This is a genomic window from Mucilaginibacter sp. P25 (assembly GCF_050859465.1).
Classification (GTDB): Bacteria; Bacteroidota; Bacteroidia; order Sphingobacteriales; family Sphingobacteriaceae; genus Mucilaginibacter; species Mucilaginibacter gossypii.
In genome coordinates this window covers 3944993-3960807 of record NZ_CP193937.1, presented here as the reverse complement: position 1 = coordinate 3960807, position 15815 = coordinate 3944993, and the positions used below count along the sequence as shown (strand labels likewise).

Here is a 15815-nt window from a genome sequence, read left to right as displayed (position 1 = left end):
ATAGCTATCCGGCAACAATGCACCGCTCGCCCTGCAGCAGTTCAATACAATTCTCGTAGTTATCGGGCATTTGAATTTGTTCAACCTCTTTCATATAACTCTGCTTAATCTCTTTACGGCGGCGGGCTTCAATAAAACGCCTTACCTGTTCCCGGTTTTCCAAAACCAGGCCGGGCACTTTGGCCGGCTTGTTAAAATCATCTTTAGCTACCATAGTAAAATAGCTGGTGTTGGTATGTTTTACCGAATGGTTTTTGATATTTTCAGATATCACCCGGATCCCTACCACCAGCGAAGTATTGCCTACATAGTTTACCGATGCCATGAGCGATACCAGTTCCCCTACTTCCACGGGCTGCAAAAAATCCACAGTGTCGATAGATGCTGTTACACAATAATTACCGGCGTGTTTGGCGGCACATACATAGGCTACTTTGTCCATGAGCGAAAGCAAGATCCCTCCATGGATCTTTCCGCCAAAATTGGAATACGAAGGGATCATCAGTTCGGTAATGGTGGCCTGCGAAAATGCCACGCTTTTATAGCCGTCTATATCGGGTAAGGGGTTCATAATATATGGTAATATAGTATAAGGTTAAGCACTAAAATACAATATATGCAACATTAGTATTACATAGGGTTAAATAGTTAAACCTTCGTTAAACTTTAATGGTCAATAACCTAAATTGACCCTAAACTATGAAAAAACACTTACTGCTCGCGTTTATCGGTATTCTTTTTTATCAACTGCCTATGCCCAGCAAGCCCGCGAAGTGCGTGGTACGGTAGTTGACAGCGTGGGCGCCGTACCCGGAATTACGGTAAAACTGATATCCGACAAAGACAGCGTAGTGGTAGCAACCAGCACTGCCGGGGCATTTTATTTCCCCGCCGTTGCCTCCAAAAACTTTAAACTCACCATCAGCGGTATCGGTTACCAGCCCTTTACCCGCCGTTACGTAATGGATAACGATACCAAACCCATTAACCTCGACCCCATCAAAGTAAAGGTACAAACCAATATGCTAAATACGGTAGTTGTTTCGGCAGTGATCCCTATCACGATTAAGGAGGATACCGTAGAATATAAGGCCAGCGCCTATAAGGTACGGGAAGGATCGCCGGTGGAAGACTTACTTAAAAAACTGCCCGGCGTAAGTGTTGATAAAGACGGCAATGTAACCGCGCATGGCAAACAGGTTACCAAGGTGCGGGTTAATGGTAAGGATTATTTTACCGGCGATGTACAAACCGCCACCCAGAACCTGCCTGCCGATATTGTGGAAAACATACAGGTGATTGACGATTACGGCGACCAGGCCAACCTTACCGGCATCAAAACCGGCGACCCGGACAAGATCCTGAACATCACCATACAAAAGGGAAAAAGTAAAGGTAATTTTGGCCAGGGCAGCGTTGGCGTTGGTAATGACGACCGGTATCAGGCCCGTCTTTCGGCCAATTCATTTTATGATGCAAGGCAACTGGCAGTTATAGGCACCTGGAATAACAATAACACCAATAGCTTCAACCTTGGCAGCAGCGGTGGCGGCGGCGGTCGGGCCGGACGAGGAGGTGGCGGAGGCGGCAGCAGCGCGGGCGGGGTGAGTACCGCCAATGGTATTACTACCAACCGCTCCATAGGTACCAATTACCGCGATGACTGGAGCAAAAAAGTTACCGTGTATGGCAGCTATAGTTTTGCCGATAAAGACAGGGATATTAACAGCACAACCTTGCAGCAAAACCTTTATCAATCGGGTAATATCATCAATATGGACAACAGTACTAACCATAACCATGGTATCAACCACCGTTTTGATTTCAATATCGAGTACAAAATTGATACGTCTAACTATATCAAAATAAACCCGGGCTTTTCATACGCCACTGCCGAAAACATGAGTACCGATACCTTCAGCAATACCCGTAACCAAAGTTTAGTTACCGGCAATGAGCTGGCTCTCACCAATAATTCATCACAAACAGGCAGTCTTAATGTACTTTATAACCACAAGTTCCATAAAAAGGGACGGAATTTCAGCGTCAATGCCAATGTAAGCTATTCTAAAAACGATCAGGAACTGAATGATAAATATACTACCCGGCAGGATACCGTGGTAACGCCATTGTTTCAGCAGATCAACTCTGATAATCAATCGCAAAGGGTAAGCCTGCATTTTTCATACATCGAACCTGTTGGCAAAACAACTTACCTCGAAAGCAATTACAGTTATAATTATTCAAATACCGATAATAACCGCTACAACTACCGGGTTGATCCTGTAACAGGCAATCAAACCTACGTTGATTCATTGAGTACGTTGTATAACTACCAGTTCATCACCAACCGCATCGGGTTAAACCTTCGCGGGATACAACCTAAATATAATTATACGCTGGGCCTGGCTGTTCAGCCTTCAAAACTTGACGGGGAATCGCACAATTTTCATACCTCCACATCTACCTTTAATATCATCCCTACGGCAAGATTTATCTATAACTTTTCAAAAAACCATTCATTCTCGTTCAACTATAGCGGCTCAAATGCCCAGCCATCATTTAGCCAGCTGCAACTTCAGCCCGATTATTCAAACCCCCAAAACAGGGTTTATGGCAACCCTGACCTGAAACCCGAATTCACCAACAGCTTTAATGTGCGTTATAACCAGTTTGATATTGCCAGCGGCAATTCACTGTTCGCCAGTTTATCATTTGCCGAAACCCAGGATAAAATAGTCACCAATTCGGCCCCTGTTACCGATAGCACCCAAAGCACAAAAGGCAACAATACCATACAGGCAACCCGCTATATTAACACCAACGGTTTTTATAATGTAAATGGCAACTATTCATTTTCAAAACCATTCGCCGAACGCAAGTACACCGTATCCTTAAACGGCGGCGCAAGCTACAACAACAACATTTCATATATTGAAAATCAGCGTAATGAGGGTAAAAACTGGGTACTTAACCAGGGCGTTAAGCTAAGGGTTGATCTTGACAGCATTATGGACAGCGAGATCAGCGCTAATTACAGCATTAATACTACCCGTTATAGCCTGCCGTCCTCATTAAATACCGATGCCCAAACCTGGACATTAGGGCTCGACGGCCGCAATTATTTTTTTACAGTTGGGTGCTTGGTTACAGTTTAACTCAAACCATCAATCACGGTTTCAGCAGTACCGTAAAAGCGAACCCCACCCTGCTGAGCAGCTACCTGGAATACCAGTTTTTAAACAAGCATATAGCCTCGCTTAGGTTCCAGGCTTTTGATATTTTTGACCAGAACAAAGGTATAACCCGCACCGCCGTAGGTAACCAAATCATTGATACACGCACCAACCGGCTGGGCAGATACTTTATGCTGAGCTTTACGCTCCGGCTTCAAAAATTTACCGGCAGTCGTCCGCAAGGCGGGCGTAATGGCGGCGGCAAGGGCTTTGGTGGCTTTGGCGGCGGTCGGCGTGGAGGCAGGGGATAATTTGTATCCTGCTTTTTTTGGAGATACGTGAGCCGCTGTTATATATTTACAACAATCTATATTCCTGCATTGAGAAAGCTTATTTTAACCTTTATATCGATACTATTTATCGGCAGCACATTTGCGCAAACCAAGGATGCTGCCGCTGCAAAAACTGCCCCGGAAACCGTTGTTGTAAAACATCGCCTCACCGATTCGGTAGTTGAACGGTTTAACGTGCTTAAAACGAACAGAGGCATAAGGCAGGGGCTATACCAGGCCCTTTATCAAAAAAACTATGCCCTGGCCAGCGGTTACTATGATAATGATAAACGGACCGGCGTTTGGCACTTTTTCGACAACCGCGGACACCTGGTACAAAATTTCGACTACAGGACCAACCAGATCACCTATGAAGCACCTGAAGACAGTACTTCAAACCTGCAGTATTTTGTTGATGTAAAACTTAATGATTCGGCCAAAACAACCAAACCACTTAAAGTAGGCGGCAGATTTTTTGGCTACCTCCCCTATCTGAACTTATTTAAGCTTCCGCCCGATTTAATGAACCTTAACCCTAATGTATCATTTGGAGCGGTAGAGCTATTGATTAGCCCATTGGGGAGGCTTGCATCATTTAAAGTGCATGTGTACAGCGGCTCGTTCAAGAAAACATTCAATATGAGCATTGACGTACCCGACCCTGCCGATAAAATCTTTGTACCGGCTACTGTAAACGGCGAAGCAGTTGGTTGCCGTGTGCTTATTAAGTGCGCATTCAGAAACGACGGGGGCTGGAATTCTATTAAGCAGGCAAGCCCCCTCTAAATCTCCCCGGACGGGAACACTTTAATAGCAACAAAATAAAAAGGTTCATTTAGCATTATGCTAAATGAACCTTTTTATTTAAAGCCCTCTCCCTTTAGGGGAGGGTTGGGTGGGGCTTAGTGAGCGTGATGACCATCCGGGCCGTGAGCGTGGCCGTGTGATAATTCTTCGGGAGTTGCAGGGCGTACGTTAAGGATATTACCTTTAAAGTGCAGTTCCTGACCAGCCATTGGGTGGTTAAGGTCAACAATAACAGCATCTTCGGCAATTGAAACTACCATAGCCTGGAAACGGTGGCCCTGGTTATCCTGTAAAGGCAAAATGCTGCCAATTTCAGGGATTTCAGTGCCCTGAAACATTTCTTTTGGCAGGTTGGCTACTGCTTCTTCATCATATACGCCGTAAGCATCTTCGGGAGATAAGCGAAACTCGTACGCATCACCTGTTGAAAGTGTGCTCAGGTTATCTTCAAATTTAGGCAGCATTTGTCCTGCACCAAATAAAAAGGTTAACGGTTGTTCCTGGGTGGTACTTTCTACCAAAGTTTCGGTACCTGTGTTTTCGCGGTCTACGTACAAATCGTAGGTTAATGATACTACGTGCTGAGGTGCAATCTTCATTGTAAATTGTTTTTAGTTGTAAAATCTGGCTTCAACTTCTTTTATGGCATCGGCCGGGTTATGAGCAGGTAATCCGCAGGTTTTATCTTTACAAATGAAAATTTGCGTTGATGCACCAAACTTATCCTGCAGCAAAGGTAAACTTCCTGTATTACCGCCCAACATAATTTTATTGGGGATGTAATTATTTTCCATTTCCTTTCTGAAAGTTTCCGCTCCGGCACCTGTTATCGCAATTTCATTTATTCCAAACACCTCATCCAGCAAAAGCATCACCCAGTTTGAATAGGCCGAACCATACTTTGCCAGCTGTGGCATCACATTGCGTAACAACTGCGCCGAAACTTCAATGTAACTTTCGTTATCAAAAAGCAAGCCTAACTTTTTAAGCACCCGTGCCATAACCGAATTAGAGGCAGGTATCACCCCATCCATAATTTCAGATTTGCGGGCAATCAGCTGTTCATCATCATCGGCCGTAAAAAAGAAAATGCCCTTTGCTTCATCATAATAGTGGGCTATGGCTGTATCTGCAAGGCTTTTGGCCTGCTGCAGCCAATGCTCATTAAAAGTAACCTCATATAAGGCAATGAGCCCATCGACGATATTGGCATAATCATCTAAAAATGCCACAGGTTTATCCGGTGACGATGTGGCGCAGTAAACACGTGATAACCTGCCATTTTGGCCAAGCAGGTTATTTAAAATAAACCCGGCATTGTTCAGCGCAAGCTCAAGGTACTCCGGCTTATTAAACGTGCGGTAAGCATCGCTCAGGCCTTTCAGCATAAGGCCATTCCACGATGCCAGGATCTTGTTATCCAATCCCGGCCGTACGCGTACGCCGCGGGCATCAAATACTTTTTGACGGGATGCAGCTATTTTGGCAAGCAATTCATGGACAGGCAGCCCTAATTTTGCGGCCAGATCTTCATCGCTGTCCTTCCGGAACAATACGTTCGATTCCTCCTCTTCCCAGTTGCCATTCTCCGTAATATTGTAGTAGATACTGAACAAACCGGCTTCAACGCCTAAAATCTCTTCAATCTCATTTTTGGTAAAAATATAGAACTTGCCTTCCTTTCCTTCACTATCCGCGTCAAGCGCCGAATAAAATCCATACTCAGGCGACATCAACTCACTTGTACTGAAAGTGATGATCTCATCAACAATTTGTTTGTACAATTCATCTGGCTGCCAGGTGTAAGCTTCGGCATACAGGCTAATAAGCTGGGCGTTATCATACAGCATTTTTTCAAAATGTGGTACATGCCAGCGCCCATCAACCGAATAGCGTGCAAATCCACCGCCAACATGATCATAAATCCCCCGAAAGCCGTTTTATGCAAAGTAAGTTTCACTTGCTCCGCTATTTCATCATCTTTCATTAAATAGCCATAGCGCATTAAAGCCTGCCAGTTATTTGGCATCGGGAATTTGGGCGCGTTGCCGGTGCCACCCTCCTGCTTATCAAAATATCGTTTCCAATTATTTACAATGGCTTGCAAATCGGTCTTACTGTATTGCGCCTGCGCCACCACAAATTCTATCGACTCATATTTTTGAATCCCTTCGGTAAGGCGAACCGCGTAGTCTTCGGCCTCTTCGGGCTTTTGTTTGTAGAAATCGGCCAGGTTAAAGAGCAGCGACGTCCAATCGTTTTTACGGAAGTAGGTCCCACCGTAAATAGGCCTTTGATCGGGCAGGCAAATACAATTAAGCGGCCAGCCGCCCCTGCCGCTCATGAGTTGTACGGCGCTCATATAAATCTGGTCAACATCGGGGCGTTCTTCCCTATCCACCTTAATACAAACAAAATATTCGTTCATTACGGCGGCTACAGCTTCATCTTCAAAGCTTTCGTGCTCCATAACATGGCACCAGTGGCAGGCCGAGTAGCCGATGCTTACCAAAATGAGCTTATTTTCGGCTTTGGCTTTATCAAGGGCTTCTTTGCCCCAGGGGTACCAGTTTACCGGGTTATTGGCATGTTGTAATAAATAGGGCGATGTGGAATTGACCAGGCGATTCATATAGCTGTGTGTTTGCTGCAAAAATGCAGATATAATTGCACCTGTAAGTTAAATGGAATTTATTTAGAAAAGTTTTAGCCTCACCCTGCCCTCTCCAAAGGAGAGGGTGTAAAAACTTTGATACTTCACCACTGATTTCAAAGTCCTCTCCTTTGGAGAGGATTTAGCTGAGGTTAAAAATCACTTATCCAACCCTTTCGACATCTAAAAATTATCAAACTCACAAATTATTTCCCTTTATTTGCCCCCTTGTTATCAAAAATTTAAGATGAACTGTTTAAAACTGAATTATTTATTATGCGCCGTGGCGCTGATGCCGTTAACGCGACCGGCATCGGCCCAAACTACCGACACCACAAAATACAACCACCAGGACCTTTTTGGCCCAATTACATGGCCCGTTACCAGTGGCGGTACACGCTCGGCTGCAGGCAAGCCCTCACCAAATTACTGGCAAAACCGCGCTGATTACCAGATCAAAGCTTCCCTTAATGAAGGTAAGGACACTACCATAACCGGCGAAGTAACCATTACCTACACCAACAACAGCCCTGATAAGTTGGATTATCTGTGGCTGCAACTGGATCAAAACCTGTTTAAACCAGATTCGCGCGGAGCGGCGGTAACGCCATACACCGGCGACAGGTTTGACGTTCGTGGATTTAGTCGCGGTGGTTATCATATCGCTTCTGTTGAGATTACCTATAAAGGCGAAACCTACAAGGTTGATCCTATCATTACCGATGCACGGATGCAATTACGCCTTAATGCCCCAATGGATGGCAAAGGCGAAAAAATAGAGATCAAGGTTAATTATGATTTTGCAATCCCATTTTATGGCGCCGACCGTATGGGCCGCAAAAAATTTAAACAAGGCTATGTTTACGAAATTGCCCAATGGTACCCACGCATGTGCGTTTATGACGATGTAGAAGGCTGGAACACCCTGCCCTACATGGGACTGGGCGAGTTTTATTGCGAGTATGGCGATTTTGACTATTATATCACTGCTCCCGCCAACAAAATAGTAGTTGGCTCGGGCGATTTGCAAAACCCCGAAGATGTACTTACCCCGGCACAACAAAAAAGGCTGGCAGAAGCCCGCAACAGCGATAAAACGGTAACTATTATTAGTGCAGGTGAAGTTGGCAAAGGCTCAACCCGCCCGTTTAAAGGTACGCTTACCTGGCACTTTAAAATGCAGAATACCCGCGATATTGCCTGGGGCGCTTCTGACGCTTTTATCTGGGACGCGGCAAGGGTTAATTTCCCATCGGGCCGCAAGGGTATTGCCATGTCGGCCTACCCGGTTGAAAGTTCGGGCAATGACGGCTGGGGCCGCTCAACCGAGTACCTGAAAAACAGCATGGAGATCTATTCAAACCTATATTTTGAATACCCATGGAATTCGGCTGTTAACGTATCGGGCGTGGCATTAGGCATGGAATATCCGGGCGCTATCTTCTGCCTCAGCAACCTGAAAAAAGGACAGCTTTGGGGTGATGTTACCCATGAGATAGGCCATAACTGGTTCCCGATGATTGTGGGCTCAAACGAGCGCAAATACATGTGGCAGGACGAAGGTTTTAACACCTTTATTAATGAGTATGCTACCGAACAATTTAATAAAGGCGAATATGTTGAGAAAAGTGGCTCGGCGCAAAATGTACTGGCCGGCTACCGCAACAGTAAAGACCCGCTCATGACCGCTCCTGAAGCCATAGGGCTCAATGATTACGGTCAGTATTATACCAAAACCGCGTTAGGTTTGGATATATTACGCAACGTAGTGCTTGGCCCCGAGCGCTTTGACTATGCCTTTCGCGAATATGTTAAAAACTGGGCGTTTAAGCACCCGCTTCCGTACGATCTTTTCAGGGCCATGAATGATGCCACAGGCGAAGATCTGAACTGGTTCTGGAAATCATGGTTCTTCACCACCTGGAAGCTTGACCAGGCCATTACTTCGGTAAGCTATATCAAAGGTAACCCGGCCGAAGGTGCGCTGATCACACTTACCAATAACGAAAAAATGGCTATGCCGGTTGATCTTAAAATTGTTCAGGCCAACGGCAAAACCGAAACTATTCACCTGCCGGTAAACATCTGGCAGCGTGACGGCGTTTGGAAATTTAAATACCCCTCAACATCGGCTATTAAAAGCATGGAAATAGACCCTGACCGTCAACTACCTGACGTTGACCTGAAAAACAACGTTTACAGGGGAGAGTAATTTCGATTTGGGATTTGGGAATTTCGATTTCGGATTTGTGAGGAGATTAGAGATTAGAGATTAGAGATTAGAGATTAGAGGAAACTTCAAAAAGCGATGGGTATTTGGGCTCATCGCTTTTTTTACGATTCTGTTTGCTTAACTGTGAGTTGTTTTTATCGCGGTCAGTATAAAATTATACAACTTTTACAAAACAATAAAATACCCTTAAAAAAACATTATATCTACCTATTAATAAGCAATATACCTATTAATACAGCCCCATATCAATTTCAATTAAACACTGGAAATATTTTTAATTATAAAACATTTTGTTTATTTTTAATATTAAAAGTTAATAGCTAAATTACTATTAGCATGTTACCTATGGCAAGAAATATACTCATAATTGAAGATGACGCCGAAATTTTACGGGTACTTGAAACAGTACTCACCTTTCATGATTTTGAGGTTACCGGTCTTGACCGTACTGATGATATTATTGGTGCTGTAAAAGCGTACAACCCCGATCTGGTATTAACCGACTATATGCTGCCCGGCCTCAACGGCGGCCGCATTTGCCAGCTTATTAAAGGCAACGAAGATACCCGGCACATCCCGGTGATCCTGATTTCGGCCTACCATGAACAGGCAATTGCCCTGGTTAATTTTGGATATGATGCCTTTGTACCCAAGCCTTTTGATATAAATAAGCTGGTAAAAACCATTAACAGGTTTTTGAATTGATGGAAGGAAGTTAGATAAGATCTATCCCATTAGAGATTATTTTAAAGCCTTCTTGTTTCCATTGCTTCATTATCATCCCGAGGTTATGCGATTTTTTTACCGAGCTTATGACAAACTTTTGCTTGATGAGTTCCCCATTCATCTTGGTTATCATAATTTTGTTACGGGAGCCATCACTTCTTGACCTTTTACTCCAACCAGCGTAGTTATAACAGTTTATTTCAATCATCTTCAAATCGTTAAGCATAAAAATATCCTCTCTCAAGCTCACACCGTCTTCCTGAAGAAGCAACTCCCCGTCTTTAATATAAGTTGGCATGTTTTTCCACATAGAATGAACTAAAAAACCCGCCAAGCCGACAAATAAACAAATGCTGACAACGATATCTTCAAACAGATTGAAGTTATCACCATCAAATAAAATTAAAACCAGTGCAGCTATCATTAAAACAGCAGGCACCTGCATTAGCTTATAAATAAACGGGCGATGGGTGTAAGTATCAAAGATTTCAGTCATTTTAAGATATATCGGCGCAATTTTAAATAATAAAATGTTGATAGCTATTATAAATCATTTTTACTGTCGCGATTATAAAATCAAAAATCCGAAATCCACAAAACCACTTCCCCTTTCGCCCCAAAACCTTAATTTCGCTGGCTCATAGCAAAGAGGAAAAGATTTTGGATTACTTACAGGGATTAAACCCCGAACAAAGGGCAGCGGTTGAACAAACCGAGGGGCCGGTGATGATTATTGCCGGTGCCGGATCGGGCAAAACACGTGTTATTACCTATCGCGTGGCACATTTGATACGCAAAGGTGTTGATTCATTTAACATACTGGTGTTAACCTTTACCAACAAGGCCGCCCGTGAAATGCGCGAGCGTATCACCCACGTTGTTGGTACCGAAGCTAAAAATATTTGGATGGGTACCTTCCACTCGGTGTTTGCGAAAATATTACGGGTTGAGGCCGAAAAAATCGGTTATCCAAGCAACTTTACCATTTACGATACCGACGATAGCAAGAGCGTTTTAAGGGCCATTTTAAAAGAAATGAACCTTGATGATAAGCTGTACAATGTAAACTTTGTACTTAACCGCATCTCGGCATCAAAAAATAACCTGATCTCGTGGCAGGAATACAACAAGAACGAGCAGATCCAGGCCGACGACTTTTCGAGCGGCCGCGGGCAAATGGGTAAGATCTATGAGATGTATGCCACCCGCTGCTACCGCGCCGGTGCCATGGATTTTGACGATTTGCTGTATAAAACCAACGAGCTCCTGAAACTGCACCCCGACGTGCTCAATAAATACCAGCACAAGTTTAAATACCTTATGGTTGATGAGTATCAGGATACCAACTTTTCGCAGTACCTGATTGTTAAAAAGCTTGCCGCTGTTAACGAAAACCTTTGCGTTGTAGGTGATGACGCCCAAAGTATCTATGCTTTCCGCGGTGCCAACATTCAAAACATCTTAAACTTTGAGAAGGATTACCCCGATCTGAAGGTGTTTAAGCTGGAGCAAAATTATCGCTCAACTCAAAACATTGTGAATGTAGCCAACAGCATCATCCGCAATAATAAAGATCAGCTTAAAAAGAATGTATTCTCCGAAAAAGAGTCGGGCGATAAGATTAAAGTTATGCGGGCCTTCAGCGATAACGAGGAAGGCAAAATAGTAGCCGAAGCTATTATGCAAGACCGCAGCTCAAACGGGCTTAATTGGTCGGCATTTGCTATCCTTTACCGCACCAATGCGCAGTCGCGTTCTATGGAGGAGGCTTTACGCAAACTGGGCATCCCATATAAAATATATGGTGGTTTGTCGTTTTATCAGCGTAAGGAAATTAAGGACCTGATAGCTTATTTCAGGCTCACCTTTAACCCTAATGATGAAGAAGCGTTAAAACGCGTTATCAATTATCCTAAACGCGGTATTGGCGACACCTCGGTTGATAAGATCATTGTAGCTGCCGATCAGCATGGTATACCCCCTGGGAAGTTATTGTTGAGCCGGGCAAGTACCTTGAAGGTAAAATATCAGGGGCAGTGTCCACTTTTGCTACCATGATCCAAAGCTTCCAGGTGCTTACCAAAACCAAGTCTGCCTATGAGTCGGCTTTGTATATCGCGCAGCATTCGGGCTTATTGAAGGACCTTTATGAAGATAAATCGGTAGAGGGGCTTAACCGTTACGAAAATATCCAGGAGCTTTTAAACGGGATCAAAGAGTTTTCAGAGCGCGAGGATATTGAAGAAAAAGGCCTTGATGTTTTCATGCAGGATGTGGCCCTGTTAACTAACGATGATAATGACAAAAACAAAGATGCCGATACGGTATCGCTCATGACCATCCACTCGTCAAAAGGCCTTGAGTTTCCGCAGGTTTATGTTGTAGGACTGGAAGAAAACCTTTTCCCTTCGCAGATGTCGCTTAACTCACGCAGCGATCTTGAAGAAGAGCGCCGCCTGTTTTACGTAGCCGTTACCCGTGCCGAAAGTAAGCTCCATATCAGTTACGCCACCTCGCGTTTTAAGTTTGGAACACTGATTAATTGCGAGCCAAGCCGTTTTTTGGACGAAATTGATGCAAAATATCTTGAGCTCGACTACACCGCCAAACCCGCTTCGGGTAATAATCCATTTTTTGATGATGAGCGTAAAGCATGGAGCAGAGATAAGCAGCCCGACACATTTTCGCGACCAAAACCGGCAGCTGCAGCACCGGTAAAAACCACTTCGATACTGGCCAAGGCGCATGTACCTTCGGCCAATTTCAAACCTTCTGATACATCCGGTTTACAAGTGGGTATGGAGGTTGAACACGAACGTTTTGGCTTTGGTAAAGTACTCGCTCTTGAGGGTAATAAGCCCGATATAAAAGCCACAATCTTCTTTAAGGAAATTGGCCAAAAGCAGTTGCTATTAAAATTTGCGAAACTTTACATAGTTCAGTAAACTTAAACCAAGAGTTAAAATCCCTACTTTGAGGAAATGATTCCCCAAGCTCCGCCACAGTCCATCATTAAATCGCCTTAATAACACTAATTTAAAGGTAATTTAATGATGGCATACCATTTGGATTGTATAAGTATCCCCTTTCCCTAATTAATATTAATTGATATGAGCGATACTATTAAAAAGCAAACAAACAAATCCGTTGGTAAAAACATCCGGGTATTACGCCATCAGCATGGATGGAGCCAGGAAGATGTGGCTAACCGTTTGGGCATCTCTATTCCTGCGTTTTCAAAAATTGAAACTGGAGTAACTGATATAAACCTGTCGCGTCTTGAACAAATTGCCAATATTTTTGATGTAAACGTTGTGAACATACTGGCCCTCGATGCTGAAGAAACTGACATGAAGCCGTCGAGTTTAAGCCTTGCACAAAAAAACTGATAGATCGCGAATCAGAAATCGCCAATTTACAGCGTAAGGTAATATTACTTTATGAAGAGCTGCGTAATAAGGCCGGTGTAGCTATCTAAAGGTGTGCAGTAAACATTACAATTTACCGATAGTGTACATTGTTTGCGTCGCATCAGTGTCCTGTCCTATTCACTACATTGCATAGTAGTTAACAATATTTAGCAAAAGGAAATTTGAATAAAAAAGCCTCCCGTTGTATGGGCTAATTTATCCGTAATGAGCGTTTTATAGCCATTTTGGAGTAATAATTGTGGCATGCAGGTTACTAAAGCAAACTGTATGTCAAATTATCTTATTTCCATATCAAAAAACGAAACCTCGAGCGACGGTGTCATCCATGATCCCAAAAGTAAGCTAAAAGTTAAGGCGTTTGATTTGCTGCGGGCACGTTTTAAACCAAGCCAAGGCGAAGTAAGGTTTTTTGTAACTGCCGGCGATGAGACAACATTGGCCTTTGAAACACAGGGCTATAATAAACACAGACAGCTGCTGGTTTTGCAAATGATATCGTGGTATTGTATTTACCTTGGGCTTATAGAAGCACAGATCCACTCCAGCCTGCCTGTACACTTTAGTTAAACCCGGAGGAAGAACCAGGCGCAGCTAAACTCTTGGTGGATTATGCAGCATGTCGCTCATTTCGATGATCTTTTCATCAATTTCGGATACGCATTTATCCATCATATCCAAACATTCGGCCTGGTCAACCAAGCCTTCTTTTTCAAGGTTGATCAAACCGCGTAACGTAGCTATAGGCCCCCTAATTTGATGTGACAGGTATGACGAATGCTCAGAAAGCTTTTTATTTTTTAACTGCAGATCCTTGGTACGTTCATCAATAATCTCTTCAAGATGATGATTGATCCTATCAAGGTTATCTTTTTGCCGGGATACCTCACCGTTTAGCAATGTAAGCTGTGCATTGGTTTTGGCTTTACGTTTTACATTGCTGATCAGCAAACCAATTACCACAAGCATCAAACCGGCAACTACCGTTACCGCCCAAAATTTCGACCGGTCGTAAGCTTGCCGTTCTGCAATTCTTTCGTTTTCTTTCAGTTGTTCTTCCTGCCTGCGTTTGGCCTCAACCAGGTTCATTTGCGCCGATACGTTGGTTTTATAGGTAACACTATCCTGGGTATATATTTCCCTTAGTAAATTTACCGCACGGGCATAATTCTTTTTATTATATTCCAGTTCGTATGTAGTGTATTTATAATCGTAGTCAAGCTTAGGGTCCTTAACCAACTGTGTATAGGCGGTTCCTTCCTGCACCATCTTTTCCGCATTTTTAAAATCGCCTTTGGTCATGTAAAGCGCTGCCAGCGTAAGGTCAACACTGGCTACTGACTCGTTCAGGTCACGTGCTTTTGCACCGGTATTAGCCTCCAGCAGTAAACCCAGGGCCTTATCGTAATCCTTAAGTTTAAAATAAATAACACCACGGTTTTGCAAACATTGGATCAGGTTTACCGAGTCCCTCAGTTTTTGAAATATGGGAAAGCTTTTATCATAAAACTTAAGCGCCATATACAGGTTATTTTTACGCGTGTAAACGTTACCTATATTTAAATACAATGAGCCTACCAATTTGGTATCATTTATTTTTTGTGCTATCTCCAGCGATCGGTTAAGATAGGTAAGGGAGCGTTCGTAGTCGTGGTCACGAAACAGGATCCCGATATTATTATAAACTTTAGCCTCGCCCCTGAGGTTATTGTTGCGGGTAAAATATGAAAGGGAGTTCAGATAGTTTTCAATAGCCTTTTCAGGCTGATCAAGGTAGTATTTACCAATACCTATAACACGGTAAGCTTCTGCGATACCATTAATATAATTGAGTTTGACAGACAGCTTCAGCGCCCTGGTGGCATCTTCAACGGTTTGCTCCGGATTTGTAAGCCTATTTGAATAAGCGCTGGTATTCAGGCTTATTACCTCATTAGTATCTTTCGCAGCAACATCAATTATATCATTCGCGTATACCGACAGCGATAATAAAAAGAATAATATAAATGTGCCGATTTTTTTCATTGAAACACTTTTACGTTCTGTTGGGGTGAAAGTTATAAAATAATGCTGAATTATATTTAATGTTAAGAATAAAAAACATTGTGGAAAATTATTTTCATATGTTTTTTACTCCTATTAAAAACATATCTATATTTGCATTGTTAAATATCTGAAAAACAATATATTAAATACAAAAAAGCCCTATACAATATCACTTCAAATAAATTACAGGCAATTACAATAATATTGCAAAATATATCCTGAGATTTACAATATAATTATAGTTTGTATATCAAATAAATGAAATAATGTGAAAATCGTGCAATAAATTGTATACCATACCGGTAATTAATCCAGATGATATTACATCTAAAATTAGTAATTTAACCCCATAATTAACAGTATAAAAATACGAAACAGAGAATCTTTTTTAAAATTTTAGCAAAACAGAGTTTT

General features: G+C 42.9%; 13 protein-coding genes and 1 pseudogene. 8 read left to right on the top strand and 6 right to left on the bottom strand.

Translation table 11 applies throughout. The annotated features are described in order from the left end of the window. Positions 1 to 4 precede the first annotated feature (4 nt). Positions 5 to 571: an acyl-CoA thioesterase gene (locus tag ACRQ5D_RS20055; protein ID WP_090524579.1), complete on the bottom strand. Its 567-nt coding sequence runs from the start codon at positions 569 to 571 to the stop codon at positions 5 to 7. Between the two features lie 115 nt (positions 572 to 686). On the opposite strand from ACRQ5D_RS20055, the gene ACRQ5D_RS20050 reads away from it, so the two are divergent. From ACRQ5D_RS20050 to ACRQ5D_RS20040, 3 genes are all read left to right on the top strand, one after another. Next, positions 687 to 3158, top strand: a complete 2472-nt coding sequence (locus ACRQ5D_RS20050; RefSeq protein WP_432326373.1) for a TonB-dependent receptor domain-containing protein — start codon at positions 687 to 689, stop codon at positions 3156 to 3158. Then, positions 3140 to 3487, top strand: a complete 348-nt coding sequence (locus ACRQ5D_RS20045) for a hypothetical protein (RefSeq protein WP_432326371.1) — start codon at positions 3140 to 3142, stop codon at positions 3485 to 3487. Before ACRQ5D_RS20050 ends, ACRQ5D_RS20045 begins: the two co-directional genes overlap by 19 nt. Before the next feature lie 69 nt (positions 3488 to 3556). Further along, the gene (locus ACRQ5D_RS20040) at positions 3557 to 4294 is read left to right on the top strand and encodes a hypothetical protein (RefSeq protein WP_432326369.1); all 738 of its coding nucleotides are present in this window, start codon (positions 3557 to 3559) and stop codon (positions 4292 to 4294) included. Positions 4295 to 4410: 116 nt separating this feature from the next. On the opposite strand, the gene ACRQ5D_RS20035 is transcribed toward ACRQ5D_RS20040, so the two are convergent. From ACRQ5D_RS20035 to ACRQ5D_RS20025, 3 genes are read right to left on the bottom strand one after another with little or no spacing between them, the layout of a single operon-like run. Beyond that, on the bottom strand, positions 4411 to 4914 hold the full coding sequence (locus tag ACRQ5D_RS20035) for an FKBP-type peptidyl-prolyl cis-trans isomerase (RefSeq protein WP_091175447.1): 504 nt from the start codon (positions 4912 to 4914) through the stop codon (positions 4411 to 4413). Positions 4915 to 4926: 12 nt separating this feature from the next. Then, positions 4927 to 6165 (bottom strand): thioredoxin domain-containing protein, encoded by a 1239-nt coding sequence (locus ACRQ5D_RS20030; protein WP_432326367.1) that lies wholly within the window; start codon positions 6163 to 6165, stop codon positions 4927 to 4929. Next, the gene (locus tag ACRQ5D_RS20025; protein WP_432326366.1) at positions 6048 to 6947 is read right to left on the bottom strand and encodes a thioredoxin domain-containing protein; all 900 of its coding nucleotides are present in this window, start codon (positions 6945 to 6947) and stop codon (positions 6048 to 6050) included. The genes ACRQ5D_RS20030 and ACRQ5D_RS20025 overlap by 118 nt, the downstream gene beginning before the upstream one ends. Positions 6948 to 7215: 268 nt before the next feature. On the opposite strand from ACRQ5D_RS20025, the gene ACRQ5D_RS20020 reads away from it, so the two are divergent. Together ACRQ5D_RS20020 and ACRQ5D_RS20015 are read left to right on the top strand one after the other, a co-directional pair. After that, positions 7216 to 9180, top strand: coding sequence for a M1 family metallopeptidase (locus ACRQ5D_RS20020; RefSeq protein ID WP_091175452.1), 1965 nt, complete (start codon positions 7216 to 7218; stop codon positions 9178 to 9180). A 366-nt stretch (positions 9181 to 9546) separates the two neighbouring features. Beyond that, positions 9547 to 9906 carry a response regulator gene (locus ACRQ5D_RS20015; RefSeq protein WP_167516173.1) on the top strand — a complete coding sequence of 120 codons (360 nt, stop codon included), beginning with the start codon at positions 9547 to 9549 and terminating at the stop codon, positions 9904 to 9906. Between the two features lie 10 nt (positions 9907 to 9916). Here ACRQ5D_RS20015 and ACRQ5D_RS20010 read toward each other — a convergent pair whose 3' ends face one another. Further along, positions 9917 to 10423, bottom strand: coding sequence for a hypothetical protein (locus ACRQ5D_RS20010; protein ID WP_091175457.1), 507 nt, complete (start codon positions 10421 to 10423; stop codon positions 9917 to 9919). Positions 10424 to 10587: 164 nt separating this feature from the next. Here ACRQ5D_RS20010 and ACRQ5D_RS20005 point away from each other — a divergent pair. The 3 genes and pseudogenes from ACRQ5D_RS20005 to ACRQ5D_RS19995 all read left to right on the top strand — a co-directional run bounded on the left by ACRQ5D_RS20005 (position 10588) and on the right by ACRQ5D_RS19995 (position 13925). Further along, positions 10588 to 12872: pseudogene (locus ACRQ5D_RS20005) on the top strand (ATP-dependent helicase). A gap of 165 nt (positions 12873 to 13037) precedes the next feature. After that, on the top strand, positions 13038 to 13316 hold the full coding sequence (locus ACRQ5D_RS20000) for a helix-turn-helix domain-containing protein (protein ID WP_431200254.1): 279 nt from the start codon (positions 13038 to 13040) through the stop codon (positions 13314 to 13316). 309 nt (positions 13317 to 13625) lie between these two features. Beyond that, positions 13626 to 13925: a hypothetical protein gene (locus ACRQ5D_RS19995; protein ID WP_143020896.1), complete on the top strand. Its 300-nt coding sequence runs from the start codon at positions 13626 to 13628 to the stop codon at positions 13923 to 13925. Positions 13926 to 13949: 24 nt separating this feature from the next. Here ACRQ5D_RS19995 and ACRQ5D_RS19990 read toward each other — a convergent pair whose 3' ends face one another. Then, the gene (locus ACRQ5D_RS19990; protein WP_091175469.1) at positions 13950 to 15380 is read right to left on the bottom strand and encodes a tetratricopeptide repeat protein; all 1431 of its coding nucleotides are present in this window, start codon (positions 15378 to 15380) and stop codon (positions 13950 to 13952) included. Between the last annotated feature and the right edge of the window lie 435 nt (positions 15381 to 15815).